Genomic DNA, 26,535 nt, shown 5'->3' on the forward strand with positions numbered 1-26,535 from the left:
CACTTGAAGCACTGGCGCCGCGCGCTGTTCACCTTCGCCGCCGGCCTCCTGGCCGCCGCGACTTCCGATGCCCGCCCGATCTGCACCGTCGTCGCCGACGCCGCCACCGGCCAGCTGCTCGTGCAGCAAGGCGACTGCGCGACCCGCGTGACGCCGGCGTCGACGTTCAAGGTCGCCATCAGCCTGATGGGCTTCGATGCGGGCGTCCTGAAGGACGAACACACCCCGACGCTCGACTTCCACGCCGGCTACCCCGACTGGGGCGGCGCACCGTGGCGCGCGCCGACCGACCCGGCGCGCTGGATGAAGCTGTCGGTGTTCTGGTACTCGCAGCAGGTCACGCAGGCGCTCGGGCAGGCGCGCTTCCAGCAATACACGACCGCATTCGGCTACGGCAATGAGGACGCGACCCGTCCGACGGGGGAACTGAACGGCGTAATGGGCGCGTGGGTCAACGCGTCGCTGCGCATCTCGCCGCTCGAGCAGGTCGACTTCATGCGCAAGATCGCGAACCGGACGCTGCCCGTCAGCGCGCACGCGTACGACATGACCGAGCGCATCACGCTGATCGACACGCAGCCTGGCGGCTGGATCGTGCACGGCAAGACGGGCACCGGGTCGCCGGGGCGCAAGTACGATGCGTCGCACGCGTACGGCTGGTTCGTCGGCTGGGCGGCCAAGGGGCCGCGCAAGGTCGCGTTCGCGTACCTGATCCAGGACGATGAGCGGCAGACGCCGAACGCCGGCCTGCGCGCACGCGATACGTTCCTCGCAACATTGCCGGCCCTCGCCGAACCGGGCAGGCCGCAATGAGCACCGGCCCGCGCAACGCGCGGATCGACCTGCTGCGCGGCGTGTCGATCGTGCTCGTCCTGCTGCATCACTTCAACATCCCCTATTCGCTGCGCGACACGTCGCTGGCACGCGTATTCGGTTGGGATGCCGTGCATGCGATCGCGCGCAACGGCAACTACGGCGTGACGATGTTCTTCGTGATCTCCGGCTACCTGATCACGTCGAATGCGCGCCGCCGCTGGGGCAGCCTCGGCGCGCTCGACGTGCGTGCGTTCTACGTGTCGCGACTCGCGCGCATCGTCCCGTGCCTGCTCCTGCTGCTCGCGCTCGTCAACGGCCTCGCGGCGGCCGGCGTGCCGATCTTCCAGAACCATGCGCCCGAGGGCATCGCCGTGTCGTTCTGGCTGGTGAACCTCGCGTCGCTGACGTTCTGGATGAACGTGCTGATCGGCGCGTACGGGTGGGTCAACTACGCGCTCGGCGTGCTGTGGTCGCTGTCGGTCGAAGAGGTGTTCTACCTGTCGTTTCCGCTGCTGTGCATCGCGTTGCGCCGCGAGGCGCGGCTGGTCGCGTTCTGGGTGGTCATCGCCGCGATCGGGCCCGTGTACCGCTTCACGCACGCCGGCGACGAAGGCGGGTTCCTGTACGCGTACTTCGCCTCGTTCGACGGGATTGCGATCGGCTGCTGCACGGCGCTGCTGGCCGAACGCGTGAACGGGCAGCGGCTGGCCGGGCCGCTCGTGCAGTGGCTCGTCGCGGCGGCGATGGCCGCGCTGTATCTGGCGTGGCCGATCGCGCAAAGCCATGTCGCCGGCGTCACCGCGATGGCGCTCGGCACGGCCGTGCTGCTGATCGGCGCGCACGTCAATGACGAGCGCGTGCAGGGCCGCCTGCTCGCGCCGCTGGGCCGTGCCGGCCAGCTCAGCTACGAGTTGTACCTGTTCCACCTGATCGTGCTCGGCGCGCTGCGCACGTTCTGGCCGCCGTCGGCCACCCATGGCGACGCAAAGCTGGTGTTGCTGATTGCGTATCTGGTGTTGTCGGCGGCGCTGAGCGCGGCGATCGCGCGCGGCTATGCGGCACCGCTCGACCGCTTCGTCAAGCGGATCGCATCGCGGCCTTCAGCGCGCGTGCCGGACGGTGCGCGCTTCTAGCGTGTCATCGGCAATGGCTGCCGCGTAGGCGCAAAAAAATCGGCCAGGGCCCGGCCGTATCGCTCGACGATACCGGCCGGCCTGACCGCAAGCCCCGCGTACGGACGGTCGACCTCGTCGATCAGTCGAGATAATCCGCGTATTCCTTGCGCGTGTAGCCGGCGAGCGTCTGCCACGGCAACGTCTCGCGCCGCGCGGCCGGCGCCGGTGTCAGCGTCAGCTTGCGCACGACGCGCCCGTCGGCGCTCCGGAATTCGACCGACAGCGGCGCCTGCAGCTTCTCGCTCCACAGGATCCGGTTCACACCGCGCGCGCCCGGCGTGTCGACCGCCTGCTCGTACCAGCGGGTGCCGGGCGTGTCGCCGCGCTTCGCCACCGCGAGCCGCTTCAACTGCGACGGCGGCGTGACGTAATACGCGTTGTCCCACGAGCCGTCGAAGCCCGTGGTTTCGTACTCGGCCGGCGGCACGCTGACGACCGTCCGGTTCGCCGCATCCACGTACTCGATGCGCGCCGTCTTTCCGTCGTACGTCACATGGCGCGCGGCCGCCTGGAAGTTGAAATGCTTGTGACCGGCGTGGCCCGCGTGGGCGGCGGCCGGCTGCACACCGGTGCGAGCCCCCGCGTCGTGATCATGGTCGTGATCGTGATCATTACCGTGACCACCCGCCGCCGCGACGGGCAGCACGCGTTCGACCCACACGTGAGCGTCGCGCCGCACCATCCGTTCGCGATACATCGTCGTGCGCGTCACGCCATCGGCCGACACCGTGCGGCTCTCGTGCAGCAGCACCGCGTCGAGATCGGCCGCTGCAAGGGCCGGCAGCGCGACCCACCCGCAAGCGAGCGCGCAGAGTAGCTGACGTTTCATCGGGCGTTCCCGTTCCTCATGCCATCAACGGATTCAGAAACCGAACGCCGAGCGCACGAGGCCGAACACCTTCGTGTTGTCGATCGTGCCCTTGAACGCCTTCGCGTCCGCGCCGTCGGCGAACAGCATCACGTCGCCGCCGCCGTGCGTCTCCGATCCCGCGCTGCCCATCCGCACGCCGACTTCCTGCAGATACGCTTCGTTCGTCGCGGTGGCCGAATCGACCGACGCACGCACGTTCGGCCGGTTCGCGCCGTTGCCGAACACGAGCGTCGTGTAGGTGTTGCCGTCGGCATCCTTGCTCGGCTGGCCGTCGCGATAGTTGCGGCTGATGTCGAGAATCGGGTTGCCGCGCTTCGAATAGCCGTTGATCGTCATCGTGTGGTCGTGGTCGGCCGTCACGACGATCAGCGTGTTCGACAGGTCGACCTTCGACAGCGCGACGCGAATCGCTTCGTCGAACGCCGCCGTGTCTTCCAGCGCGCGCTTCGCGTTGGTACCGTGCAGCGCGTGATCGATCCGGCCGCCTTCGACCATCAGGAAGTAGCCGTTCGAATTCTTCGACAGTACGTCGATCGCCTTCGACGTCATCTCCGCGAGGCTCGGCTGCGTCGGCCCTTCGCCCTTACCCGCGACGCGGTCGAGTTCGTACTCGAGGTGGCTCGTCGAGCTGAACAGGCCGATCAGCTTGCCGTTGCCGGCCTGCGCGAGCTGATCCTTGGTCGCGACGACCGTGTAGCCCTTCGCCTTCATCTCGCCCAGCAGGTTGCGACCGTCCGCGCGGCCGCGCTTGTTCGCCACCGGATCGAACGGCGTCCAGTGGTTGCGGCCGCCGCCCATCAGCACGTCGACGCCGTCGCCGAGCGCCGCGTTGTAGCCCGCGCCGCCCGGCGCCGCCTGCGCGGCGATGTCGTACTGCGCATCGCGATGGCAGATGTGCGAATAGGTCGCGGCGGGCGTCGCGTGCGTGAGCTCGGTCGTCGTGATCGCGCCCACCGCCTTGCCGCGCGCCTTCGCGAGCTCCAGCAGCGTCGCGACCGGCTGGCCGTTGCCCGGCGCGCAGTTGTTGACGGTCTTGTTGCCGTTCGCGTCGTTGCCCGGCGCGACCGCACGCGTGTCGGACGACATCGACAGCACTTCGTTGTTCATCTTCACGCCGGTCATGTACGCGGCCATCGACGGTGCGCTGTCGGTCGTCTGCGCGTCGTTCGAGAAGGTCTTGACGCGCGCGGTACGGGCCAGCTTCTCCATCGTCAGTTGTCCCGACTCGCCGACCTTGTAGATCCGGCTCGCCGTCACGGTCGTCGGCCCCATGCCGTCGCCGAGAAAGAAAATCACGTTCTTCGCCTGGCCGGCGGCCTGCGCCGCGCCGCACGCGAAACCCACGACGGCCAGCGCCGCCGCGATGCACTTGATGGTCGACATCCTGTATTCCCCTGTACCCGTATGGTCGGCGCTCACAGCTGCACCGCGTTGCGCACCAGCTCGAACACCTTGTTGTTCTCGATCACGCCGTGGAACGCATCCGCGCCGCGGCCGATCGCCCCGAGGAACACATCGGTGCCGCCGTGCGTCTCGTTGCCCTTGTCCATGCGCACGACCGCCTCCTGGCGATAGTCGTCGGCGCCCGTCACCGCGTCGGTGAGTGCCGTGCCCGCGCGGCTGCCCTGCACGCGGTTCTCGCCGTTGCCGAAGCCGATGATCGTGTACGGCGCGCCGTCCGCATCCTTCGCGACCGCGCCGGTCTGGTAGCTGCGCAGCACGCCGAGCACGCCGGGCTTGCCCGCCTCGGTCTTGCCCGTGCGCGCCGCATAGCCGTTCAGCACCAGCGTGTGATCGTGATCGGCCGTCACGACGATCAGCGTGTTCTTCAGGTCGGGATCCGTCTTGCGCACCTTGTCGATCGTGGCCTTGATCGCATTGTCGAGCGCGACCGTGTCCTGCAGCGCGCGCTTCGCATTGGTGTCGTGCAGCGCGTGGTCGATCCGGCCGCCTTCGACCATCAGGAAATAGCCGTTCGGGTTCTTCTGCAGCACGTCGAGCGCGCGCGTCGCCATGTCGGCGAGGCTCGGCTCCTTCGTCGCACCGCGATCGAGGTCGTAGCTCATGTGGCTCGACGAGAACAGGCCGACCAGCTTGCCGCCCTTCGTCGCATCGGCGGCCAGCAGGTCGTCGCGGTTCTGCGCGACCGCATAGCCCTTCGCCTTCAGCTCGTTGACCAGGTTGCGGCCGTCGGTGCGCTTGCCGCCGCCGTCCTTCGGCACGAAGAATTGCGTGCCGCCGCCGAGCACGACGTCGACGCCGTCGCCCAGCGCGCCGTTGTAGCCCGCGCCGCCCGGCACGAGCTGTGCGGCGATGTCGTTCTCGGCGTCGCGATGGCACACGTGCGCATACGTTGCGGCGGGCGTGGCGTGCGTGACGCGCGTGGTCGTCACGACACCGGTGGCCAGCCCCTGCGCCTTCGCGATCTCGAGCAGCGTCGTCGCCGATTTGCCGTTGTTCGCGCCGCAGTTGCCGGTGAGGCTCGCGGTCGGCTCGATCGCCTTCGTGTCGGGCGACATCGAGATCACTTCGTTGTTGGTCTTGACGCCGGTCATGTACGCCGACATCGACGGCGCGCTGTCCGTCACCTGCGCATCGTTGGAATAGGTCTTCACGAACGCGGTTTCCGGCAGCGTATCGATCGTGAGCGCGCCGTCTTCACCGACCGCGTAGATGCGTGCGGCCGTCAACGTCGTGATCCCCATGCCGTCGCCGAGGAAGAAGATCACGTTGCGCGCGGCCGCCTGCACGGGCGCGGGCGACGTGCTGCTGGTCGGGCCGTCGTCGCTGCCGCATCCGGCCAGTGCAAAGGCGCCCGCGCACAGCAGCGCCGCCAGTTTGATTCGATTCATGTTGCCGGTTCCCCCCGCCATTGATGCTTTCGAAATGAAAGGCGATGGTAGGAACCTGATGTGACGGCAATATGAATGGAAATTGGAAGGATTAGAAGGATTTATGAAAGGCTAGAGCGAGGCGCCACGATCGGGCGCCCCACACGCGACGACGTCACCCCGCGTGTTCGGCGGTGAGGCTACGCACGGTCACGATGCGCGCAGGCGGTATGTTTGCCCACACGATCCGGCTGCCGCAGGCAACGAATGCCGAATCGCCGAGCGGATGACGGCCGGGCGGCCGCAGGTCGTACGTGAACTGGATCATCACGCCGTCGGCGGACAGCACGCGATGGCACTGGTCGATGATGGCCGTCACGTCCTGACGCGGCAGCGTGCGCAGCGGCAGGCACGACACGATCGCGTCGACGCGTGCATCGGGCGGCAGCAGCCGCTCGAGCTGCCGCGCGTCGCCCGACACGATCGTGATGCCCGGAAAGCGTCGCCGCAGATGCTGGACGAATGCCGGCGAACGCTCGACCACCACGAGCCGCCGCGGCGCGACACCGCGTTCGAGCAACGCCGCGGTGATCGCGCCGGTGCCGCCGCCGAGCTCGACGACCAGCCCGTCGCCGTCCGGCACCGCGTCGGCCATTTCGCGCGCCAGCTGCCGCGAACTCGGGCACAACGCACCCACCGCGGCCGGACGGCCGACCCACTCGCGCACGAACAGTGCCGAGACACGCCACGCGTTCGGCCACATCATCGGCGGGCCTCGAGCGGTTGCACCATCGGCCTCGACGTGCCGATGGCGTCGTGGAACAGGGCTACGGCGACACGGGGGGTGGGCATGCGCATCCTCCTGGACGAATCGGTCCGTCGCTGTACACGCGACGGTCAATCGATTCTAGGGAAACGCTGATCAATGGACCAACTTCCGAAGTTGCAGGCGAGATGGCTTCAAATTTTCTGGATGACGAAGCGAATCGGCGCTCAATTCAGTGAATTTGGCGCGTAAGCGAGCCTCCCCTGCTCGCATTTTTCATACGCATGACGGACTGCTCCCATGGACCGATCGCAACAGATTTCGCGCAATCACCAGATTCGCCAGAGCGAACAGGCTGAACAGTTGCGCGGTGTTCTTGGCCAAGCCCTTGTATCGGGTCTTGCGATGCTGAAACAGATTCTTGACGATATGAAACGGATGCTCAACCCGCGAACGGATCTGCGCCTTGGTTCGCTCGAGCGCGATCACCAGGTCCTTCAGCGCTCCTTCTTGCATCGCCTTGATCTTTCCCCGCCTGGCAGCGACGTGCCACTTCACGGCCTTGCCCGCCATTTCCTCGCGCTTGTCGACGCCAATGTAGCCCGCGTCGGCGAACACCTGCTCTTCATGCCCGTGCAGCAGGGCATGAGCTTGCGATACATCCGACACGTTGGCCGCCGTGCCAACCACACTGTGAATCAGGCCCGAGTCGGCGTCGACGCCAATGTGGGCTTTCATGCCAAAGTGCCATTCGTTGCCCTTCTTCGTTTGATGCATTTCCGGGTCACGGCTCTTCCCGGCATTCTTGGTCGACGGCGGCGCTTCAATGATCGTCGCGTCAACCAGCGTGCCTTCCTTCATCATCAGCCCACGCTCGCACAGCGAGATGCCAATCTCGTCGAACAACTTCCGTGTCAGTTCGTGTTCGATCAGCAGGCGCCGGAACTTCAACAGCGTGGTTGCATCAGGCACGTTCTCGATCGCCAGATCGATGCCGGCGAAGGCTCGCAGCGTGATGCTGTCATACAGCGCGTCTTCCAGTCCTTCGTCCGACAGTCCGTACCACTGTTGCACGAAGTAGATTCGCAGCATCCGCTCAAGGCCAATCGGCGGGCGACCTCGCGTGCCCTTCGGATAGTGCGGTTCGATGGCCGACAGCAAGCGCTGCCACGGAACGACCTTCTCCATCTCTTCCAGGAAGCGTTGGCGCCTCGTCACTCGCTTCTTGCCTGCAATTTCCGCTTCCGCGAAGCCGATCTGCCTCTTCATCGTCGTGGGTCCGTTCCGTGAGCTGTCTTCTAAACGTCCTCGGCTACGTCTGCGATGACCGCCGAGCCGAATAAATCAGCGTTTCCCTAGGAAACGCAAACTTAAGCTGACGTGAAGATTGACCCTGATTTGCCTGACCAATTCGTGCCGGATCAGCTGGCACGCGCCCGGTCAGCGGTCGATGCGCTGCTGGAAATGCGCGGGATAGCGCTCGCCGACGATCCTGATTTGCTGCAGTGCGGTCTCGATTGCGGCGATATCGCCGGCCGTCAGCATGCCCGTTCGTTCAGCGCGTCGCGCGCATCAGGATGTTCGCGAACGGCAGGCCTTCGTCGTCCTCGTCGCGCCGCGAAATTTCGTCGAAGCCGAGCCGTGCATGGAACGCGCGGGCATCGCGATTGTCGGCATACACCTCCAGATCGAGCAGCGACGCATCGAACCAGATAGACGACAGCGTGCGCAGGTCGGATGCCTCGTAGGCGCGAATCTCGATTGCCATGTTGCTTGTGTTGTTCAATGCGTCACGCCGCGCACGCTGCCCACAGCATCGCGCGCGGCACCGTATTACCGCAGGTTGGTTCTCGCCAGCTCGACGATCTCGTCGCCGCGCCCGCTGAGGATCGCGCGCAGCATGAACAGGCTGAAGCCCTTCGCATGCGCGAGTTCGATCTTCGGCGGCATCGCGAGCTCGTACTTCGACGTGACGACGTCGACGACCGCCGGCCCGTCATGCGCGAACGCCATGCGCAGCGCTTCCTCGACGTTCTCCGAATGCTCGACGCGCACGCTGAAGATGCCCGCCCCCTTCGCGATCGCCGCGAAGTCGGTCGGGCTCAGGTCGACGTTCGTGTCGAGATAGCCGGCTGCCTTCAGCTCCATCGACACGAAGCCGAGCAGGCTGTTGTTGTACACGACGATCTTGATCGGCAGCTTGAGCTGTCGCACGGTCAGCAGATCGCCGAGCAGCATCGACAGCCCGCCATCACCCGACAACGACACCACCTGCCGCCCCGGATGCGCGCCCTGTGCGCCGAGCGCCTGCGGCATCGCGTTCGCCATCGACCCGTGATTGAACGAGCCGTGCAGTTGCCGCTTGCCGTTCATCGTCAGGTAGCGCGCGGCCCACAGCGTGGGCGTGCCGACGTCGGCCGTGAAGATCGCGTCTTCCGCCGCGACTTCGTCGACGATCTTCGTCAGGTATTGCGGATGGATCGCGCGGCCCGGCGGCTCGGCCACCGCGAGATCGTCGAGGCCCTTGCGCGCGGCCGCATAGTGCTTCAGCGCGTTCTCGAGGAAGCGCCGCTGGGTCTTGCGCGTCAAGCGCGGCAGCAGCGCCGCGATCGTTTCCTTCACGGTGCCGACGAGACCGAGCGCGAGCGGCGCGCGATGGCCGAGTTGCGAGCCCTTCCAGTCAATCTGGGCAATCTTCGCGTTCGACGGATAGAACGGCCGGTACGGGAAATCCGTGCCGAGCATCAACAGCGTGTCGCACGATTCCATCGCGTGATAGCCCGAACTGAAACCGATCAGCCCCGTCATCCCGACATCGAACGGGTTATCCCATTCGACGAACGGCTTGCCGCGCAGCGCATGCACGACCGGCGCACCGAGCGTGTCGGCCAGCGCGACCACCTCGTCGTGCGCGCCCTGCGTGCCGCTGCCGCACAGCAGCGTGACCGCGTCGGATGCGTTGAGCAGCGCCGCGAGCCGGTCGAGATCGGCGTCGGCCGGCAGGATCGACGGCGGTGACGATTCGCTCCACGCGGGCGCTTCTTCCGGGCCGTCGCCGAGTGCGATGTCGCCCGGCAGCACGATCACGGCCACGCCGCGTTCCTCGATCGCGGTGCGCATCGCGCGCGCGAGCACGCGCGGGAACTGCGACGCGTTCGTCACGAGCTCCGCGAAATGGCTGCATTCGCGGAACAGCTCCTGCGGATGGGTTTCCTGGAAGTAGCCGAGGCCGATCTCGGTAGACGGAATGTGCGCGGCGATCGCGAGCACCGGCTGGTGATTGCGGTGGCAGTCGTACAACCCGTTGATCAGGTGCAGGTTGCCGGGGCCGCAGCTGCCCGCGCACACCGCGAGCCGCCCGGTCGACGCGGCATCCGCGCCGGCCGCGAACGCGGCGCTTTCCTCGTGCCGCGTATGCATCCAGCGGATCGAGCCGATCTGGCCCAGGCTGAACGACAGGCCGTTCAGGCTGTCGCCCGTCACGCCCCAGATGCGCTCGACGCCTGCTGCCGCCAGCGTCTTCGCCAGATATTCCGCCATCGTCTGTTTGGCCATGCTGTCCTCGCTCGTTGATGGGTCGTCACACGAATGAACCGGCTGCGGTGGCCGCCTGCGCCACCGAACGGATGAGCATACGCGATCGTTTCGCGCCGTGTCGTGAACGTGCAATACCCCTGCGCGCGTTGCGTTCGGTCCCTTTCGGCCGCGTCGGGTGGTTGTCACGCAAGCGACACGGACAACCGTCCGGGATCGGATGCGACATCCGTCGCCGGCGTGCAACCCGCCCTCGTCACAGCCCCAGGAACTCGAACGGCTGCGACTCGACGAACGCGCCGGTCGCGTCCCCCGCGAACGTGTGATCCTGGTTCGGCCCGAGATCGAGCTTCTTCACCTTGCCGGTGGCCGCGGAAAAATCGATCTTCTTCAGGTCGACCCAGAACGTGTTCGGCGTCAGCGCCGATTCGAAAAAATACAGCTTGCGCTGGTGGTCGTACACGGTGCGCCAGCGGGTCGACGAAATCTCCGGCTGGTCCGGCGTCGACAGGCCATACGGCACCGACACGCTGCGAATCACGCCGAACACGCTCGCGAGCGTGCGGTTCGGCTCGCCCCGCTTCGGAATCGCGTTGACGTAGAACGACGCGCGCGCGAACCGGTCGGCCGCGCGGTTGGTCCCCGGCAACATGACCGTGCCGCCGATCTGCTTCCAGTACGCATCGAGCGCGAGCTGCTGGTCGTAGGTCGGCGAATTCGTCATCACCTGATACTGCCGGCCGTGATGGATCACCTGCCGCCCGCCGATGTACTCGACGATCGCGCTGTCGCCGGACGCGTCCGACAGCGACAGGTGCAGCGTGGCCAGGCGCTCCTCACCCGGCACCTTGTCGGTGACGATCGTGAACGGCTGCTGCTCGAGTGCCGCGACGGCCTCCGCAACCGTCGCGTAGTTGTCCAGCACGAACTGCGCCCACGCGGCGATCGTCAGGCCCGGCTTGCTGCCGGCGTCGAACGCCGGATATTGCGACTCCGTCAGCCACAGCGCGTTCGCGACGAGCCCCGCTTCGTTCGCGCCGTCGGTGGTCGACACGTCGTAGCCCGTCGCGACGACCGAGCCGTATTTCGACGTCCAGCGGATCGAGTTCGGGCCGGCCTTGCCGTCGCGATGCATCCCGCGCGGCAGAATGTAGAGGTTGGTGCCGATGTCGGCCTTCCAGTCCATCGACCGTGCGGTGATCACGTTGCCGCCTTCACCGAGATAGACGAGACGCGTGCATGCATCGACGGCAGGCGCGGCGATCGACAGCGCGGCGGCCAGCCCGGCCGCGCTCAGCGCGCGCACCGCAAAACCGGAACGAACGGAAACCATGTGGTGAGCCCTCGTATCGGAAATCGTGCAGCCGCCGGGCGGCAGACCGCACCGTGCGGGGCGACTCGGCCGGACGATCGAGCGCCTCTCGCGGGTTGTTGGACAGGCATCATCGGTGCAGCAACCGGCAACGTCAAGCCGGCCGCGGCCCGGGACCGCGCGCACCGCGCCGCACCCGGCCTGCCGCACGCCGCCGCGCGTTCACAACGGCAGCGCATGCGTCGAAAGAATCTCCTTGAGCACCATGAACGAACGCACCTGCCGCACCCCCGGCAGGTACAGCAACTGCTCGGCGTGCAACCGGTTGAAGCTGTCGTTGTCACGCGTGCGCACGAGCATGAAGTAGTCGAACTCCCCCGTCACGACGTGGCATTCGATGCACCCCGACACCTTCTGCGCGGCCTGCTCGAACGCGGCGAACGCTTCCGGCGTCGAGCGGTCGAGCACGAAGCCGATCACGACCAGCATCCCCGCGCCGAGCGGCTTCGGGTCGAGCAGCGCGACGATGCCGCGGATCAGCCCCATGTCCTTCAACCGCTCGACGCGCCGCAGGCACGCCGGCGCGCTCAGCTTCACTTTCGCCGCGAGGCTCACATTGGAGATCGACGCGTCCTGCTGCAGTTGCCGCAGGATCGCGCGGTCGATGCGGTCGAGCGCCGGTGCGGTGTCGGCCGGCGATGCGCGGCTTCGATCTAATTTCATTGCGTCATCCTCCTGTTCAACGACTCCAAATTGCTTATCGCACTCTCATATCGTCGATAACGTAGGCCGTCGCAATTGATTTCGCAAGCTCATTTCTCCCGCTTCCGCCTACCATTTTTCTCGTCGGCACCCGGCCTGCCGGCCGCGCCCGAACGATTCGATTTCCCGCCCTGTCCACCGCTTTCCGGAGCCCGCCGATGAACCTGCAACGTTTTACCCGTTATCCGCTCACGTTCGGCCCGACGCCGATCCAGCCGCTCAAGCGCCTGAGCGCGCACCTCGGCGGCAAGGTCGAGCTGTACGCGAAGCGCGAGGACTGCAACAGCGGCCTCGCATTCGGCGGCAACAAGACGCGCAAGCTCGAATACCTCGTCCCCGATGCGCTCGCGCAGGGCGCGGATACGCTCGTGTCGATCGGCGGCGTGCAATCGAACCAGACGCGCCAGGTCGCGGCCGTCGCCGCGCATCTCGGGATGAAATGCGTGCTCGTGCAGGAGCACTGGGTCAACTACGAAGATCCGGTGTACGACCGGGTCGGCAACATCCAGCTGTCGCGCATGATGGGCGCGGACGTACGGCTCGTGTCCGACGGCTTCGACATCGGCATTCGCCGCAGCTGGGAAGAGGCGATGGAGAGCGTGCGGCAGGCGGGCGGCAAGCCTTACCCGATTCCGGCCGGCTGTTCCGAACATCCGCTCGGCGGGCTCGGCTTCGTCGGCTTCGCGGAAGAAGTGCGGGCGCAGGAGGCGCAACTCGGCTTCAAGTTCGACTACATCGTCGTGTGCTCGGTCACGGGCAGCACCCAGGCGGGCATGGTCGTCGGCTTCGCGGCCGACGGTCGCGCCGACCGCGTGATCGGGATCGACGCGTCGGCCACGCCCGAGCGCACGCACGAGCAGATCACGCGCATCGCGCGGCACACGGCCGAACTCGTCGATCTCGGCCGGCCGATCACTGAAGCCGACGTGGTGCTCGACACACGCTACGCCGGCCCCGAATACGGGCTGCCGAACGACGGCACGCTCGAAGCGATTCGCCTGTGCGCGCGGCTCGAAGGCATGCTGACCGATCCGGTGTACGAGGGGAAATCGATGCACGGGATGATCGACAAGGTGCGGCTCGGCGAATTCGAGCCGGGGTCGAAAGTGCTGTATGCGCATCTCGGCGGCGTGCCGGCGTTGAGCGCATACAGCGAGATCTTCCGGAACGGGTGACAACGTCGGCCGGAGCCGCGATACGCGCCGACCGCACCGGTTCCGGGTTTCCGTCGAACCGGTGCAACACGCGCCCGGTTCGACTTTGCACGCGGCCTAGCGCAGTTCCTTCATCTCGATGTCGCCGTAATAGATCGTCCGCTCGGTCACGTCGGACGGGCGGGTCTTCCACCACCATTTGTAGAGGCCGAGCTTGAAGTAGGCGTCGCGGTCGCCCGGATAGGCATTGGGAACGCCCGCGACGTGCACGACGCGTTTGCCATTCCGGTACACCTCGGTCAGCGCGTCGGCGCCGCTGCCATCCGGCCGGTACCGCAACACCCACGATACCGGCTGCCCCTTGTCCGCCGCCGGGTCGCCGAACGCGAACGACTGGCTCGGCGTGCCCGGCGCACCGCGCACGTCCACTTCGTATTTCCCGTCGTTCAGCAGCAGCGCGAACGGCGGCGACCCGTCGCTGCCGCCCTGGTGCAGTTGCGCGATGAGTTCGGGCTGCCGGGAATCGAACCGGTAATCGGCAGGGATCTCCGTCGACCAGCTCACTTCATAGTCGTGGCCGTTGATGAAGCGAAACACCGGGGCGAAACTGACCTCCGAGCGCGGCGTCCCGCTCGCCACGCCGCTGAAGTCCTGCGAGCGGCGCATCGTCACCTTCAGCAATGCGCCGCGAATGCCGGCAATCGTGATGTTCTGCGGCGCCGGCTCCTGCAGCCGAAGCCGCGGATCGATCCCGCTCGCCCAGTCCGATCGATAGAACGCCATTTCGTTGCGCGCGCCGCTTTCCGGGCTCGCCTGACACACAGATGCCGCGAACATGCACGCGGCGACCACTGCTCTACTGCGCATTGCCTCCTCCCATTCGCCGGAACGACCGGCACACGAACGCATAAGCCAGCATCGCAAGAAACCGGGTGTTGGTCGACAGATAGCGCTTCCACATCCTCCCCGGTTCCTGGATCACGCGGAACGCCCATTCCAGGCCGCTGCGCTGCATCCACGGCGGTGCCCGCTTCACCTTCCCCGCCACCACGTCGAACGTCCCGCCGACACCCATCACGAAATCGACGCCCAGCTGCGATTTCCAGCGATTGATGAAGTTCTCCTTGTACGGCGACGTGATCGCGACGAACAGCAGCCGTGCGCCCGAGCGGCGGATATCGTCCACGACCGCCTGTTCGTCATCCTGAAAATAGCCATGGTGATACCCGGCAATCGGCAATCGCGGATAGCGCGCGGCGGCCACCTCGACTACCTGCTCCACGACCGCCTGCGTCGCGCCGAGCAGAAAGACCGGCAGCCCTTTCGTTGCGGCCAGCGCCAGCAGCCGCTCGAAGAGATCGACGCCCGCGACGCGCTCCGGCACCGGGATGCCGAGCAGCCGTGCGCCCCAGACCACCCCCATGCCGTCGACGTTGACGATGTCGCATTCCCGGACCGACGCGGCAAGCGCCGCATCGCGCTGCAGGTTGACGATCTTCGCGACGTTGACGACGACATGCTGCGTGAAGCGCCGCGCCTCCACTCTCGCGTCGATCCAGTCCACCGTCTCGTCCATCGACACCAGATGGATCGGACATGAAAAGAATTCAGCCTGGTTCATTGCGTGACCTCGCCATCAGGTTTGTCGGAATCCGCACCCTCGCCGACGAATCGGGACGGCCGATGAAGCGATGCATACAACGTCTTCAACTTCGCCGATACCTCCGCGGAAAAATAGCCGAGCGCGGCCAGCCGCGCGCGCCCGTCGGATCGCGTGCCATTCTTCAGCACGTCGGCGAGCTCGTGGGTAAGGCGGCCTGCGTCGTGGTCGAACACCACCATGCCCGGCGACACCCCGTCGAGCAGGTGCCGCACGTTGCCGACATCGACCGACACGACCGGCAGGCCGAGCGCCATCGCTTCCTTGACCGATTGAGGCGATCCTTCCCGGGTCGATGTCATCAGCAGGCAAGCGGCGCGCGCGAGCAGGTCGCGCACCTCGCCGCGATCGAGTCCGTCGATGTGCCGCTCCTGCACCTCGATGCCGTGCTGCGCCGAAAGCTGCCGCAACACCTGCGCAAACAGCGGATAGTTCTTTTCCGGCCGCTTCGGCGACGACGGGAAGACGACGATCGGCGCCGTGGATTCCGTGCGTGCATCGTCGCGATGCGCGAAAAAGACCGTCTCGTCGACGGCACACGGAATCGTCTCGCAGCGGCGCCGCCGCCCGCGCAGGCGCGCCGAAATTTCCGCGCTCACGCCGATGCACGCATGCGCGAAGCAGGCCATCGATTTCGACACCGCGCGCATCCACAGCGGGCCGAGGATGTCCGTGCCGTGGAACGTGATGACGACCCGTGCCCGCGTGAACAACCGCACCAGCGGCGCGGAGCACGCGCTCAGGCCGAAGTGGTAATGCACGACGTCGTACCGGCCCGCTCGGGCCGCCTTCCAGACGTGCCCGATCGATCGCAGGTACTCGCGCCTGTCGCGATACCCTTCGATGACGAGCACGTCGACCGTGCAGCCGCCGGAACGCCGCAGCGCCTCGACCTGCTCGGTGACGAACACGCCTTGCCACGGGCTCGCGTGATTGCTGCCGAGATACATGTTCGTGACGACGAGAATTTTCATGAGCGGACCTCCATCGCACCGCCGCGAGACGCCGGGGCGGCGCCCGGCCGCCCCCAGGAAAACGCGTACATGGCCAGCAGCGCGGAAAACACGTAAGACGGCGACACCAACGCCATCGAGAAGATGTTGTCGAAGCAGAACGCGCCGACGATGTAGAACCAGACGGCCGGCTTGCGCCGCCGCTGTCCGTAGAACAGCACGAAACCCAGCCATGCGATCGCGCCGAATACGCCCATCTCGACGAACAGGTGCGGATAGAACGTGTCGGTGGTCTTCAACAGCCCGCCGAGCCCGTACCAGTCGAAGTGATAGGCCTGGTAAAGCGGCGACGAGAAGCGCACCGACGCGGGGCCGCCGAAGCTGCCGAGCCCTTCGCCGAGCAGGTTGCCGTCGAGGATCGACTCGACCATCACGCGATAGGATTCGGCGCGCGCCGAATTGCCGGCAACGACGTAGAACAGGATCTTCGCCATCCCGACCTTAAACAGCGAATCGAGCATGCCGATCGCCATCAGCACGAGCATCGTGCCCGCGATCCCGGCGGCAACCAGCCACGCGCGAACGTCCCTGACGTTTCTCACGAACGGATAGAACGCCAGCGCCGCGAACAGCTTGAACGAGAAGCCGAGCAGCCCGAAGAACAGGAAGCCCCACGAAGCGATCGCCGCGCGACGGCTGCTCCAGTACCAGCGGCACAGCAGGAACGCGCAGAAATTGATGAAGCTGAATTCGGAAAAGAACCCCATCCACCCCTGCGCGCGCAGGAACAGGCCCGAGTCGATCCGCACCGGCATCAACAGCGGCAATCCGGTTGCATACGACACGTAGAAATACAGCTGGAACAGATCGTTGCTCACGACCACGGCGATGAAGGTCTTGACGAGCACGTCGAGCCGGTCGCGGTACGGGAAGATCGCCACCGTGATCGCGACCGGGAAGAGGAAGCGGACGAGTTCCTCGCCCCCCGCGCGTGCGTCGAACGTCAACAGCATCCCGATGCAGAGCGACACGGCGATCGGAAGCGCGACGCCGGCGAGCCGGTGCACGCGCGGACGCAGCAGGATCGCCGCGAACACCAGGCCGAACGCGCCCATTTTCACGAGGGGAGAACGATCGTCGTCGAGCGTGAGCAGCGTGTCGCTCACACAAAACAGGACGAACGCGAGCGCCAGCAGGCCGGCACCGAGACTGGCCACCCGCGATCGACGGCACGGCACGACCGCCGCTGCCCGATTCGCCGCGTTCATGGACGCGCTCCCGACGACGCCGGCACCGGCCGCCTCTCCGTCCGATCCGCGGCCCCGATCGATTCCGTGTACGCGGCGCACACGCGGCGCGCCTGCATCGCGACGATCGCGTTGCGGAGCAGCGTCACGGCCACCGCGGCCGCCAGCATGCAGAAGAACCCGGCTTCGCCGCCCACCGCAACGCTGCCGCCGAACAGCACGATGAACAGCGCCGAGGTGCCGATATTGATACGCACGGTGGCCGCGCTCTGCTCGAACGCCATCATCACGTTGCTGCTCACGACGCCGAGCACGCCGGCCGCGCACTGGATCGCCAGCAGCACGCCGCCCGCGAGCGCCATGTACGCGCCGCTGCCGTTCAGCCCGTAGTGCCAGGTCAGCCCGGCCACCATCGCGAGGTTCGCGACAAACACGACCAGGTTCGACAGGTCGATGTTGCGCCGCATCGCGCCCAACGTCGCATCGAGCGGCACCTGGTCCTTCTTCCGCTTCACGAGATCGGGCAATTGCGCGAGCGAGATCGCGCGCGGCAACAGGTTGCCGACCGCCGTCACCGACGAGAACAGCGACAGCATCCCCGCGAACGACGCGCCGCACATCGCCTTCGCCGCCGGCACGATCGCGAGCGCGATGCCGCCGGACAGGAAATTGGTCAGTCCGAACTGCAGCCCCTTCACGTCGATGCGCATCGACACCGTGCGACGGGCGGGCGCGCCGATCGCGACGAACATCGCGACGCCCACCCCGATCAGCGCGACGGCGAGACACAGCGACGCGGAATAGTCGAGCCGCGTGCCGGCCTGGAGCAGCGCGCACGATCCCGCGATCAGCACGCAGTCGAACGCGATCGTGATCCGGTAGCGGCGATATGACACGAAGAAATGCCGTGCGAGCTGATACACGGTCCAGCCCCACATCAGCGCGACCACGCCGCCGACGTCGAACGCGACGAGACCGGACGCGGACACCAGCACGCACGCGAGCGTCGCGACCACGGTCGTCCATCCCGCCATCGCCACCAGCGAATAGAACGCGCCACGAGCCGCCTGCCGCCCGTCGCTCGCCGGCACGCGCACCAGGATCAGCGTCGCCCAGCCGATGGCCGTGAAGAAGGCGATCATCTGCGCGACCGCCAGATTGGCCGCGGCGTGCCCCAGTTCGTCCAGCGAATAGATCCGCTGAACGACCCAGAACGTCAGCACGCGATAAAGGCCGGGCGCCCCGGTACAGGCGAGCGCTTCAAGACGGCCCAGCAGCTTTCCGGCATCGGCGTTTCGCAACATGACGTTCGTGCCCGGACCGTTAGCCGCGCGCCAGCACGCCGCGTGTGTCGATCACGACACGGGCTTGCAACCGCACCGGGTCCATGCGCCGGAAGGGCGCGTGATCGACGAGGATGACGATCACGTCGGCTTCGGCCAGCGCGGTGTTCAGGTCGCACAGCCGCACCCGTCCTTCGAGCGAGGCCGGCAACACGGCGATGTTGGGCTCGACGACCAGCAGCGTCGCATCGACGTGCTCGGCCAGCGCTTCGACGATCGCCGTCGCCGGGCTCTCGCGCAGATCGTCGATATCCGCCTTGAACGCGAGACCGAGACACGCGATCACCGGCTCGCGGAACCGGCTCGCCGCCTGCCGCACGCGCTCGTAGACGAAATGCGGCTTCGCGTCGTTCACGTTGCGCGCGGTGCGGATCAACCGTGCATGCTCCGGCGCCGAATCGACGATGAACCACGGATCGACCGCGATGCAATGCCCGCCGACGCCCGGCCCCGGCTGCAGCACGCTGACGCGCGGATGGCGGTTCGCCAGCCGGATCAATTCCCACACGTTGATGTCGAGCTGGTCGCAGATCACCGACAGTTCGTTCGCGAACGCGATGTTCACGTCGCGGAACGCGTTCTCGGTGAGCTTGCACATCTCGGCCGTGCGCGCGTCGGTCAGGATGCATTCGCCGCGCACGAACACCGCGTACAGCGCCTGCGCGCGCTCGCCGCATTTGCGCGTCATCCCGCCGATCACGCGGTCGTTCTCCACGAGTTCGCGCACCACATGGCCCGGCAGCACGCGTTCGGGGCAATGGGCGATACGGATGTCCGACCGCTCGCCGGCCTGTTGCGGGAACGTCAGGTCCGGGCGCTGCTCGGCGAGCCATGCGGCCATCCGTTCGGTCGCGCCGACCGGCGAAGTCGACTCCAGCACCACCAGGTCGCCCTTCTTCAGCACCGGCGCGATCGACCGGCACGCGGCCTCGATATAGCTCAGGTCCGGTTTGTTGCCGTCTGCGAACGGCGTCGGCACCGCGATCAGGAACGCGTCGGCCGGCTCGGGCACCGTCGTCGCGCGCAGGTAGCCCTGCGTCACGGCCGCCTGCACGAGCATGTCCAGTTCGGGCTCGACGATATGGATCCGGCCGCGATTGATCGTGTCGACCGCGTGTTGCGACACGTCGACGCCGACCACGCTCTTGCGACGCGCGGCGAACGCCGCTGCGGTGGGCAGGCCGATATAGCCCAGCCCGATGACGGAAACGGTTTCGAATGACATGAATGGGGTTCTCCAGACTCGGGGATTCAGCAGGGCGAACCGGCCAGATACGCCGGCCCTTGCGTCACGACCGGCGGCGCGACGAGCAGATCGGCAATCCGCTCGCTCGCGCGGCCGTCGCCATACGGGTTGTGCGCGCGGCTCATCGCGCGATAGGCGCGGCCGTCCTCCCACAGCTCGACCACCGCGCCGACCAGGCGCTCGACCTCGGTGCCGACCAGCCGCACCGTGCCGGCCGCGACGGCTTCCGGCCGCTCGGTGGTGTCGCGCATCACGAGCACCGGCTTGCCGAGCGACGGCGCCTCCTCCTGGATGCCGCCGGAATCGGTCAGGATCAGCCACGCGCGGCTCATCAGGTAGACGAACGGCACATACTCCTGCGGCTCGATCAGCACCACGTTGCCGATATCGCCGAGCAGCCGCGTGACGGGTTCGCGTACGTTCGGGTTCAGGTGCATCGGGTAGACGATCCGGCACTCCGGATAGCGCTTCGCGATCGTCGCGAGCGCTTCGCAGATCTGCTCGAAGCCGCGGCCGAAGTTCTCGCGACGGTGGCCCGTGACGAGGATCATGCGACGCTCGTCGTCGACGAACGGGAAGCGCCTGCGCATCTGCTGCGCCAGCGCCCGATCGCGCGTCAGGCGCCGGGTGACCGTCAGCAGCGCATCGATCACCGTGTTGCCGGTCACATGGATGCGCCCGGCAGCAACGCCTTCGGCCAGCAGGTTGGCGCGCGAGGTTTCCGTCGGCGCGAAGTGATGCAGCGCGAGCGCACCCGTCACCTTCCGGTTGGCCTCTTCCGGCCACGGCGAATACAGGTTGCCGGTGCGCAGGCCGGCTTCCACGTGACCGACCGGAACGCGCCGGTAGTACGCGGCGAGCGTCGCGCCGAGCGTCGTGGTCGTATCGCCGTGCACGAGGACGAGATCCGGCCGGAACGATTCCAGCACCGGGTCGAGCGCATTGAGGATGTGCCCGGTCAGGCCGCCGAGCGTCTGCCCGGCGCGCATCAGGTCGAGATCGAAATCCGGCACGATGTCGAACAGGTCGAGCACCTGGTCGAGCATCTGGCGATGCTGCGCCGTCACGCAGACGCCGCAGCGCACGCCTTCGCGGGCTCGCAGCGCATGGACGAGCGGTGCCATCTTGATGGCTTCCGGACGCGTGCCGAAGGTAACGAGAATGTTTTCGTGGTGATGGGTCATCGGGTTCTCCGTCGGCGGATCGTGCGATCCGCGGCGGTGTGCGAATCGGCGCCGTCGTAGGCATAAGCGCCGTAGTTGCCGTACTGCGCGGAGCGCAGCCCCGGCCGGAAGCCGTTGAACACGACGGCGGTCGTGCTCGCGCCGGCGCGTTCGATCCGTTTCGCCGATTCGAGCAGTTCGCCCGTGGTCGTCACGCCGGAGCGCGCGGCGAGCAGGATCGTTTCGGCGTGCGCGGCGAGCACGACGGCGTCCGTCACGGGCAGCAGCGGCGGCGCGTCGAGCAGCACGATGTCGTAATCGCGCGCCACGTGCGCCAGCACCGCCGCAAGACGATCCGACGACAACAATTCGACCGGCCGCTCGGTGCGCGGGCCGGCCGGCAGCAAATCGACGTTCGGCGCGGCGTCGCGCACGATCGCGTCATCGGCGCTCACGCCGCCGCGCAGGACCGTCGACAGGCCAACATCCGGCCGCACGCCGAAGCGCTTCGCCAGCTCGCCGCGCCGCAGGTCGCCATCGATCAGCAGCACGCGCTGGTTCGACTGCCCGAGCAAGGCCGCGACGTTGGCCGACAAGAACGACTTCCCGACGTCCGCCGACGGCCCCGTGATCAGCACACGGTTGTCTTCGGGACGGTCCGTCAGATGGAATCTCAGCGCCGTGCACAGGCTGCGCAGCGCCTCGACGGCGGGGTCGTTCGGCCGCGCCAGCGACAGGACCCGGGCGCCGCCATCCGCGGCCGCGTCGCGTTGCGCGAACCGGCGTTGCGCCGCGCTGTACGGAATCGTCGCCATCACGTTCAGGTTCGTTTCCCGTTCGACTTGCGCCGGATCGGTCGTGCCGCCGAACAGCACGGCACGGCCGATCACGCCGCACGTGCCGAGCACGAGCCCGATCAGCGCCGCGATCACCGTGACCAGCGCCGGCTTCGGCCGCACGGGCTCGTCCGGCACGATCGCGCGATCGATCACGCGCACGTTGCCGATCTTGCTCGCGGTCGCGAGCCGCAGCTGCTGGATGCTGTTCAGCAAGCCGACGTAGATCTCGGTCTGCACGGTGACGTCGCGGCGCAGGCGCACGACGTTGCGCTGCGCGTCGGGCAAGCGCCGGATCGTGTCGTTGAGCATCCCGATCTGCGCTTTGGCGGCCTCGATCTGCCGGTCGATCGCCGCCCTTTCCGGGTGAGCCGGCGTCAGCGTCGACGCCAGCACGAGCCGCTTCTGCTCGAGTTCGAACAGCGACGTCTGCGCGGCCGTCGATTGCGTCAGCATCGCCTTCGCCTGCTCCGTCAGATCCACGATTTCATGGCGGGCCTGGTAGGTGTTGAGGCGATCCTCGGCCGCGCGCAACTCGCGCTCCACCGTCGGCACCTGATCGCTCAGGAACGCCAGCGACTTCTCGGCGGTGGCCGCCTTGCGGTTCGCGTTCTGCCGCACGTAGTTGTCGGCGATCGCATTCAGCACCGCGGCCGCCCGCACCGGATCGCGGCTTTCGTACGACACGCCGATCACGCCCGACTGATCCTTGCCGCGGTTCGCAATCGTCAGCTTCTTCTGCAATTCGGCGAGCACGACCTGCTTCGAGTCCGCCCTCACGACGAACTGCGCGCCTGCCGCGGCCTCGATGCCGGACACCTGCAGTGTCACTTCGCCGGCGGCCGTCGCCACGCGCAGCGGCTCGCCGAGCGCGCCTTCCACACTGCCGAGACCGGCGCCCGACAGGCGATAACGCCCGTCGCCCAGCGACGTGACGATGAAGGTTCGTTCCAGAAACGCGCGCGGCACGTCGAACGCCGAAACGTCGATGCGCTCGTCACCCCAGACGAACCCGCCGGCACCGAACAGGCCGGGCGTCGACAGCCCGCGATTGAAGCGCGCGACGATGACGCCGAGCACGGGCACGCGGCGCGGCCGGGCCTCGATGTACAGGTGCTGAAGATCGACGACCGGTTCGGTCACGAGCCGCGAGCGCAGGATTTCCATTTCGCCGTCGTCGGTCGACTTCACGTCGAACAGCGCGCCGAGGCCGCCGACCAGTCCGCCCTCCGCCATGCTGCGCAGGTCGGAGCCGCCGCTTTCCACCTGCACGGCGATGTCCGCCCGGTAGACCGGCTTCGCGACGAGCGCGTAGGCGCCACCGAGCGCGGCACATGCGGCCGTCGTCGCGGCGATGCACCTCGCGTGCCTGATCAGTATGTCGAGCAGGCCCCGCACATCGAGCTCGTCGACGTCGCGCGAGAAAGGTTGATGTGGATTCGATGCGTTCATATGAGACTCACTGCAAGTGTTCCGGTGCGTCCGCACCGGTGTCCGGATGTCGCGGCCGGTTTCGGTCGAGGCTGGCGATCCTGGCGACCCAATCGGCGACGCCGTGCTCGATCAGCGTGGCCGCGTAGTCGTATACATGGCGACTTCGGCGGTACGGATCCGGCACGTCGATCAGGTAACGCTCGGCAAGGCGATACACGCGGCCGCGCGTCATCGGGTACGTTCGCTCGATCAGCTCGCGATGCGCGATCTCCATGACGAGAATCAGGTCGGCCCACCGGCAGACCCGGTCGTCCACGCGCCGGGCCCGATGCGCGGACAGGTCGAGACCGCGCCCGGTCAGCAGTTCGTTCATCACCGGGTCGATTGCCGTCCCGCCGATCGCCGCGATGCCGGCCGACTCGATCGTGCGGCCGGGCAGTTCGCGCGCGAGCAGCGCCTGCGCGGCCGGGCTTCGGCAAAGGTTGCCGGTACACACCACCAGGATTCGTTTCATCATTTCGTGACGATTGCGGCGGTCAGGCCCGCATTGATGGCCGGCAGCAGTTGCGCGAGCACGCGGCCGAAACGCGCGAGCTTCGTGCTGTCGACGTACACGACGTCGCGCGGCCGGAGTTCGAATTCGTTGGCGAGCACCATCGACACCGGCGACCGGCCGTCGAGATGGAATACTTGCGCCTGCCGGTCCGCGCCGGCACGAATCACATAGGTCTGCTTCGGATTGGCCGTGCTCTGGTTCACGCTGCCGGCCTGCGACAACGCGTCGGCCAGCGTCAGGCGGCCGTTGCGCAACGGCAGCGCAGTCGTCGGCTTGTTGACCTCACCCATCACGTACACGCCGGACTGATCGCGCGCGCCGACCTGCAGCAGGTCGCCGTTGCGCAGCACGATGCGCGCCGGATCGAGACGCTCGCGAATCAGCCCCGGCAGATCGACCGGATAGGCTGTGCCGTCACGCACGAGCGTCATGCGTCCCTGATCGGCGTCGGCCGTGAAGCCGCCCGCCCGCGTGACGGCCTCGAGCAGCGTCATCGGCACGTCGTTGAGCGGCTGCGCGCCCGGCGCATGCACTTCGCCGTCGATATAGACGCGATTCGCGCGATACGACGCGACGCGCACCGTCAACTGCGGCGCGACGAACCATGTCGAGAGCCGCGTCCGCAGCGCGGCTTGAATATCGCTCGTGCTCATGCCGGCGACATGCAGTTCGCCCACGTAAGGAAACGCCAGGTTGCCCGCCTGATCGACGACGAATCCCGTCGGCGGATCAGCCGGACGTACCGTCTGGTTGCCCGGGTTGCCTTGTGCCGCAGCCAGTTCGGGGTGATCCCACACGGTAATCTGCAGCACATCGCCCGCGCCGATCGCGTAAGGAGCCGGCTCGCCAAACAGCACCGCTCGCGCCCGTTCGTCCTCGACCCGTGCATCGCGTCGCTGGGCCGCGATCAACGCGCCGTCGATCGAATCGATCGGCACCTGCGCCGTCTCACGCGAAACCGGCTCGCGCGGCGGCTGGCCGAGCGATGCGGCATCGATGCGATGCAATGACACCGTCAGGCCGTTTTCCCGCGCCTGTGTCGCGATGCCGCCGTCAGGCGCTGCATCGTGCGTGACGTTCATGTGCATGCCCGGCTCGACCGCGCAGGCCGACAACAGCGCGACGGACAAGGCCGTCAGCGCCGGTCGCATGCCGCGCGCCCATGAGCGGGTTCGTTTTCCTGTTTCCATTCCTGTTATCCAAGCCGCGTGCGTCGACGCGTCATTCAGTAAGCGTTGCGATGGGTGAACCCGCACAGAACGGTCGCCGCCACGATCCGCATGTCGAGCGAGAACGACCAGTTGTTCAGGTAGTAGAGGTCGTGCTCGACCCGCTTCTGCATCTTCTCGACGCGATCCGTCTCGCCCCGATGCCCGTTGACCTGTGCCCAGCCCGTGATGCCCGGCTTGATCCGGTAACGCTGGATGTAGCCGTCGACCCGGTGCCGGTAGAAACGGTCGTGCTCCACCGCATGCGGACGCGGTCCGACCACCGACATGTCGCCCTTCAGCACGTTCAGGAACTGCGGCAATTCGTCGAGGCTCGTCCTGCGCAGCAGTGCGCCGATGCGCGTGATGCGCGGATCGCCGCGCGTCGCCTGGCGCACTTCGCCGGGCGCGCCCGTGTCGTGCACGCGCATCGTCCTGAACTTGTAGATCGTGAAAATGCGTCCGTAAGCGCCGCGGCGCTGCTGCCGGAACAGCACCGGCCCCGGCGACGAGCACTTCACCGCGATCGCGATCGCGCCCATCGCCGGCGCGATCGCGATCAGCGCCAACACCGCAAACACCCGGTCGAACACTGCCTTGGCCGCGAGCGCCTGCGCCGACAGCGGCGACGCGACCAGATCCAGCGCGCGGCCGCGACGCGTGCCATTCGGATGAAGCGGCGTCACGCCCGCCAGATCCGGCATGAACCGGATGTCGACGAGATCCGCATCGAACGCGCGGACGATCGCGCCGATGCGATCGGCTTCCGACAGCGGCAGGACGATCCAGACCTCCCCGACCTGCATGCGGCGCACGCATTCGACGAACGATCCAAGATCGCGATGAATTTCCGTGTCGCCCGTCCCGCGAACCGAAGCGTCTTCGGACAGGTCGAGAATCGCAGCCATCGGAAACAAGGCCATGCCGTTACGGGTGTCGCGGCCGACAAGCGCCAGGCAGCGTTCGCGGTGCCCGACGAGCGCGAACGGTTTGCGGCGCGCGTTTCGCACCGCTGCGCGGACATCGAGCCAGCGCCACACTGCCTGCGACGCGACCAGCGCGACCGCCGACAACGCGAACCAGCCGACCACCCAGCCGAGCGTGGCGCCGGACTGTGCATCGAACGCGACGACGGCTGCCGCGCCGACACACAGCGCGACGCCAAAGCCGGCCGGCGCCAGCCACACGCGGCGCCACGGCATTCGCCGCCCGCGCACGCCGTACAGGCCGACCAACGGAAACAGAACCAGTACGCACACCAGCGCAATCGCGATCAGCAATGCGTCCGATGTCGAGTAGGGCGATTCGCCGAGCCAGCTTTTCGCCGCCCATGCGGTGCCGGCAAGCAGGCCGGCATCCGCCAGCCGGAACCAGGACACCTTCCCGCGAACGGCCGGCCCGTAGCTTGCGCGATCAAATGAGTGCATAACGTCTGATCGGCCATCCGTTCCGAACGCACGACGACGCGACGACGACATGCGCTCATGCCGCCCGGCCGCACCGGCACGAATCAGCCGTCGATTCGGTTGGAAGCCTTATCCTATTATTTAGCAATGCGAAGTTCATTCTTTTGACAACGACCTTCGATCAACGTCCCAAATTGTTAAATAATGGGTCTAAACATCTCGATCCGGTCGCACTGAAATGACTTCCCTAACCCGCTAATCA

At 66.9% G+C, this 26,535-nt stretch carries 23 protein-coding genes and 1 pseudogene; 3 read left to right on the plus strand and 21 right to left on the minus strand.

Going from position 1 to position 26,535, the window contains the following annotated elements:
* Positions 1-3: 3 nt before the first annotated feature.
* Entirely contained in the window at positions 4-813 is an 810-nt protein-coding gene (blaOXA, locus tag CFB34_RS02550) for an OXA-1043 family class D beta-lactamase (protein WP_089443505.1), read from the plus strand.
* A complete protein-coding gene (locus CFB34_RS02555; protein ID WP_089443506.1) occupies positions 810-1,949 on the plus strand; it encodes an acyltransferase in 1,140 nt (379 codons plus the stop codon). Before blaOXA ends, CFB34_RS02555 begins: the two co-directional genes overlap by 4 nt.
* A 121-nt stretch (positions 1,950-2,070) precedes the next feature.
* On the opposite strand, the gene CFB34_RS02560 is transcribed toward CFB34_RS02555, so the two are convergent.
* From CFB34_RS02560 to CFB34_RS02605, 10 genes and pseudogenes are all read right to left on the minus strand, one after another.
* A complete protein-coding gene (locus tag CFB34_RS02560) occupies positions 2,071-2,820 on the minus strand; it encodes a hypothetical protein (RefSeq protein WP_089443507.1) in 750 nt (249 codons plus the stop codon).
* Positions 2,821-2,853: 33 nt separating this feature from the next.
* Positions 2,854-4,245, minus strand: a complete 1,392-nt coding sequence (locus tag CFB34_RS02565; protein ID WP_089443508.1) for an alkaline phosphatase — start codon at positions 4,243-4,245, stop codon at positions 2,854-2,856.
* A 32-nt stretch (positions 4,246-4,277) separates the two neighbouring features.
* Complete coding sequence (locus CFB34_RS02570; RefSeq protein WP_089443764.1) at positions 4,278-5,714, minus strand: alkaline phosphatase; 1,437 nt, start codon at positions 5,712-5,714, stop codon at positions 4,278-4,280.
* 154 nt (positions 5,715-5,868) lie between these two features.
* The gene (locus tag CFB34_RS02575; protein WP_089443509.1) at positions 5,869-6,459 is read right to left on the minus strand and encodes a methyltransferase domain-containing protein; all 591 of its coding nucleotides are present in this window, start codon (positions 6,457-6,459) and stop codon (positions 5,869-5,871) included.
* Positions 6,460-6,735: 276 nt separating this feature from the next.
* Positions 6,736-7,728, minus strand: coding sequence for an IS5-like element ISBmu2 family transposase (locus CFB34_RS02580; RefSeq protein ID WP_006412423.1), 993 nt, complete (start codon positions 7,726-7,728; stop codon positions 6,736-6,738).
* Positions 7,729-7,899: 171 nt separating this feature from the next.
* Positions 7,900-8,004: pseudogene (locus CFB34_RS02585) on the minus strand (aldo/keto reductase); the annotation flags it as partial.
* Positions 8,005-8,014: 10 nt separating this feature from the next.
* The gene (locus CFB34_RS02590; RefSeq protein ID WP_089443511.1) at positions 8,015-8,227 is read right to left on the minus strand and encodes a hypothetical protein; all 213 of its coding nucleotides are present in this window, start codon (positions 8,225-8,227) and stop codon (positions 8,015-8,017) included.
* Between the two features lie 65 nt (positions 8,228-8,292).
* Positions 8,293-10,014: a ubiquinone-dependent pyruvate dehydrogenase gene (gene poxB, locus CFB34_RS02595; protein ID WP_089443512.1), complete on the minus strand. Its 1,722-nt coding sequence runs from the start codon at positions 10,012-10,014 to the stop codon at positions 8,293-8,295.
* Positions 10,015-10,249: 235 nt separating this feature from the next.
* Positions 10,250-11,326: a linear amide C-N hydrolase gene (locus CFB34_RS02600; RefSeq protein ID WP_089443513.1), complete on the minus strand. Its 1,077-nt coding sequence runs from the start codon at positions 11,324-11,326 to the stop codon at positions 10,250-10,252.
* A 201-nt stretch (positions 11,327-11,527) separates the two neighbouring features.
* The gene (locus CFB34_RS02605) at positions 11,528-12,028 is read right to left on the minus strand and encodes an Lrp/AsnC family transcriptional regulator (protein WP_089443514.1); all 501 of its coding nucleotides are present in this window, start codon (positions 12,026-12,028) and stop codon (positions 11,528-11,530) included.
* A 197-nt stretch (positions 12,029-12,225) separates the two neighbouring features.
* On the opposite strand from CFB34_RS02605, the gene CFB34_RS02610 reads away from it, so the two are divergent.
* Positions 12,226-13,242 (plus strand): 1-aminocyclopropane-1-carboxylate deaminase, encoded by a 1,017-nt coding sequence (locus CFB34_RS02610; RefSeq protein WP_089443515.1) that lies wholly within the window; start codon positions 12,226-12,228, stop codon positions 13,240-13,242.
* Between the two features lie 96 nt (positions 13,243-13,338).
* On the opposite strand, the gene CFB34_RS02615 is transcribed toward CFB34_RS02610, so the two are convergent.
* From CFB34_RS02615 to CFB34_RS02665, 11 genes are all read right to left on the minus strand, one after another.
* A complete protein-coding gene (locus CFB34_RS02615; protein WP_179266743.1) occupies positions 13,339-14,088 on the minus strand; it encodes a heparin lyase I family protein in 750 nt (249 codons plus the stop codon).
* Positions 14,078-14,842, minus strand: coding sequence for a WecB/TagA/CpsF family glycosyltransferase (locus CFB34_RS02620; protein WP_089443517.1), 765 nt, complete (start codon positions 14,840-14,842; stop codon positions 14,078-14,080). The genes CFB34_RS02615 and CFB34_RS02620 overlap by 11 nt, the downstream gene beginning before the upstream one ends.
* The gene (locus CFB34_RS02625) at positions 14,839-15,855 is read right to left on the minus strand and encodes a glycosyltransferase family 4 protein (protein ID WP_179243686.1); all 1,017 of its coding nucleotides are present in this window, start codon (positions 15,853-15,855) and stop codon (positions 14,839-14,841) included. Before CFB34_RS02625 ends, CFB34_RS02620 begins: the two co-directional genes overlap by 4 nt.
* Positions 15,852-17,102, minus strand: coding sequence for a hypothetical protein (locus CFB34_RS02630; protein ID WP_179243685.1), 1,251 nt, complete (start codon positions 17,100-17,102; stop codon positions 15,852-15,854). Before CFB34_RS02630 ends, CFB34_RS02625 begins: the two co-directional genes overlap by 4 nt.
* On the minus strand, positions 17,099-18,385 hold the full coding sequence (locus CFB34_RS02635; RefSeq protein ID WP_089443519.1) for a hypothetical protein: 1,287 nt from the start codon (positions 18,383-18,385) through the stop codon (positions 17,099-17,101). The genes CFB34_RS02630 and CFB34_RS02635 overlap by 4 nt, the downstream gene beginning before the upstream one ends.
* Positions 18,386-18,404: 19 nt before the next feature.
* Complete coding sequence (wecC, locus tag CFB34_RS02640; protein WP_089443520.1) at positions 18,405-19,649, minus strand: UDP-N-acetyl-D-mannosamine dehydrogenase; 1,245 nt, start codon at positions 19,647-19,649, stop codon at positions 18,405-18,407.
* Positions 19,650-19,675: 26 nt separating this feature from the next.
* Positions 19,676-20,854, minus strand: a complete 1,179-nt coding sequence (wecB, locus tag CFB34_RS02645; RefSeq protein WP_089443521.1) for a UDP-N-acetylglucosamine 2-epimerase (non-hydrolyzing) — start codon at positions 20,852-20,854, stop codon at positions 19,676-19,678.
* The gene (locus CFB34_RS02650; RefSeq protein WP_089443522.1) at positions 20,851-23,121 is read right to left on the minus strand and encodes a polysaccharide biosynthesis tyrosine autokinase; all 2,271 of its coding nucleotides are present in this window, start codon (positions 23,119-23,121) and stop codon (positions 20,851-20,853) included. The genes wecB and CFB34_RS02650 overlap by 4 nt, the downstream gene beginning before the upstream one ends.
* A 7-nt stretch (positions 23,122-23,128) precedes the next feature.
* Positions 23,129-23,617: a low molecular weight protein-tyrosine-phosphatase gene (locus CFB34_RS02655; RefSeq protein ID WP_089443765.1), complete on the minus strand. Its 489-nt coding sequence runs from the start codon at positions 23,615-23,617 to the stop codon at positions 23,129-23,131.
* Entirely contained in the window at positions 23,617-24,810 is a 1,194-nt protein-coding gene (locus CFB34_RS02660) for a polysaccharide biosynthesis/export family protein (RefSeq protein ID WP_242808549.1), read from the minus strand. Before CFB34_RS02660 ends, CFB34_RS02655 begins: the two co-directional genes overlap by 1 nt.
* A gap of 74 nt (positions 24,811-24,884) precedes the next feature.
* A complete protein-coding gene (locus CFB34_RS02665; protein ID WP_089443523.1) occupies positions 24,885-26,294 on the minus strand; it encodes an undecaprenyl-phosphate glucose phosphotransferase in 1,410 nt (469 codons plus the stop codon).
* Between the last annotated feature and the right edge of the window lie 241 nt (positions 26,295-26,535).

It is taken from the genome of Burkholderia sp. HI4860, assembly GCF_002223045.2.
In the GTDB taxonomy this organism is placed as follows: Bacteria; Pseudomonadota; Gammaproteobacteria; order Burkholderiales; family Burkholderiaceae; genus Burkholderia.

Bases quoted from the DNA above. Each gene is read 5' to 3' on its own strand.
- wecB (WP_089443521.1), bottom strand. From the start codon at position 20,854: ATGACCCATCACCACGAAAACATTCTCGTTACCTTCGGCACGCGTCCG.
- CFB34_RS02600 (WP_089443513.1), bottom strand. From the start codon at position 11,326: ATGGTTTCCGTTCGTTCCGGTTTTGCGGTGCGCGCGCTGAGCGCGGCC.
- wecC (WP_089443520.1), bottom strand. From the start codon at position 19,649: ATGTCATTCGAAACCGTTTCCGTCATCGGGCTGGGCTATATCGGCCTG.
- CFB34_RS02580 (WP_006412423.1), bottom strand. From the start codon at position 7,728: ATGAAGAGGCAGATCGGCTTCGCGGAAGCGGAAATTGCAGGCAAGAAG.
- CFB34_RS02630 (WP_179243685.1), bottom strand. From the start codon at position 17,102: ATGAACGCGGCGAATCGGGCAGCGGCGGTCGTGCCGTGCCGTCGATCG.
- CFB34_RS02635 (WP_089443519.1), bottom strand. From the start codon at position 18,385: ATGTTGCGAAACGCCGATGCCGGAAAGCTGCTGGGCCGTCTTGAAGCG.
- CFB34_RS02575 (WP_089443509.1), bottom strand. From the start codon at position 6,459: ATGATGTGGCCGAACGCGTGGCGTGTCTCGGCACTGTTCGTGCGCGAG.
- CFB34_RS02605 (WP_089443514.1), bottom strand. From the start codon at position 12,028: ATGAAATTAGATCGAAGCCGCGCATCGCCGGCCGACACCGCACCGGCG.
- CFB34_RS02565 (WP_089443508.1), bottom strand. From the start codon at position 4,245: ATGTCGACCATCAAGTGCATCGCGGCGGCGCTGGCCGTCGTGGGTTTC.
- CFB34_RS02650 (WP_089443522.1), bottom strand. From the start codon at position 23,121: ATGAACGCATCGAATCCACATCAACCTTTCTCGCGCGACGTCGACGAG.
- CFB34_RS02655 (WP_089443765.1), bottom strand. From the start codon at position 23,617: ATGAAACGAATCCTGGTGGTGTGTACCGGCAACCTTTGCCGAAGCCCG.
- CFB34_RS02570 (WP_089443764.1), bottom strand. From the start codon at position 5,714: ATGAATCGAATCAAACTGGCGGCGCTGCTGTGCGCGGGCGCCTTTGCA.
- CFB34_RS02610 (WP_089443515.1), top strand. From the start codon at position 12,226: ATGAACCTGCAACGTTTTACCCGTTATCCGCTCACGTTCGGCCCGACG.
- CFB34_RS02560 (WP_089443507.1), bottom strand. From the start codon at position 2,820: ATGAAACGTCAGCTACTCTGCGCGCTCGCTTGCGGGTGGGTCGCGCTG.
- CFB34_RS02555 (WP_089443506.1), top strand. From the start codon at position 810: ATGAGCACCGGCCCGCGCAACGCGCGGATCGACCTGCTGCGCGGCGTG.
- CFB34_RS02625 (WP_179243686.1), bottom strand. From the start codon at position 15,855: ATGAAAATTCTCGTCGTCACGAACATGTATCTCGGCAGCAATCACGCG.
- poxB (WP_089443512.1), bottom strand. From the start codon at position 10,014: ATGGCCAAACAGACGATGGCGGAATATCTGGCGAAGACGCTGGCGGCA.
- CFB34_RS02590 (WP_089443511.1), bottom strand. From the start codon at position 8,227: ATGGCAATCGAGATTCGCGCCTACGAGGCATCCGACCTGCGCACGCTG.
- CFB34_RS02665 (WP_089443523.1), bottom strand. From the start codon at position 26,294: ATGCACTCATTTGATCGCGCAAGCTACGGGCCGGCCGTTCGCGGGAAG.
- CFB34_RS02615 (WP_179266743.1), bottom strand. From the start codon at position 14,088: ATGCGCAGTAGAGCAGTGGTCGCCGCGTGCATGTTCGCGGCATCTGTG.
- CFB34_RS02620 (WP_089443517.1), bottom strand. From the start codon at position 14,842: ATGAACCAGGCTGAATTCTTTTCATGTCCGATCCATCTGGTGTCGATG.
- CFB34_RS02660 (WP_242808549.1), bottom strand. From the start codon at position 24,810: ATGCGACCGGCGCTGACGGCCTTGTCCGTCGCGCTGTTGTCGGCCTGC.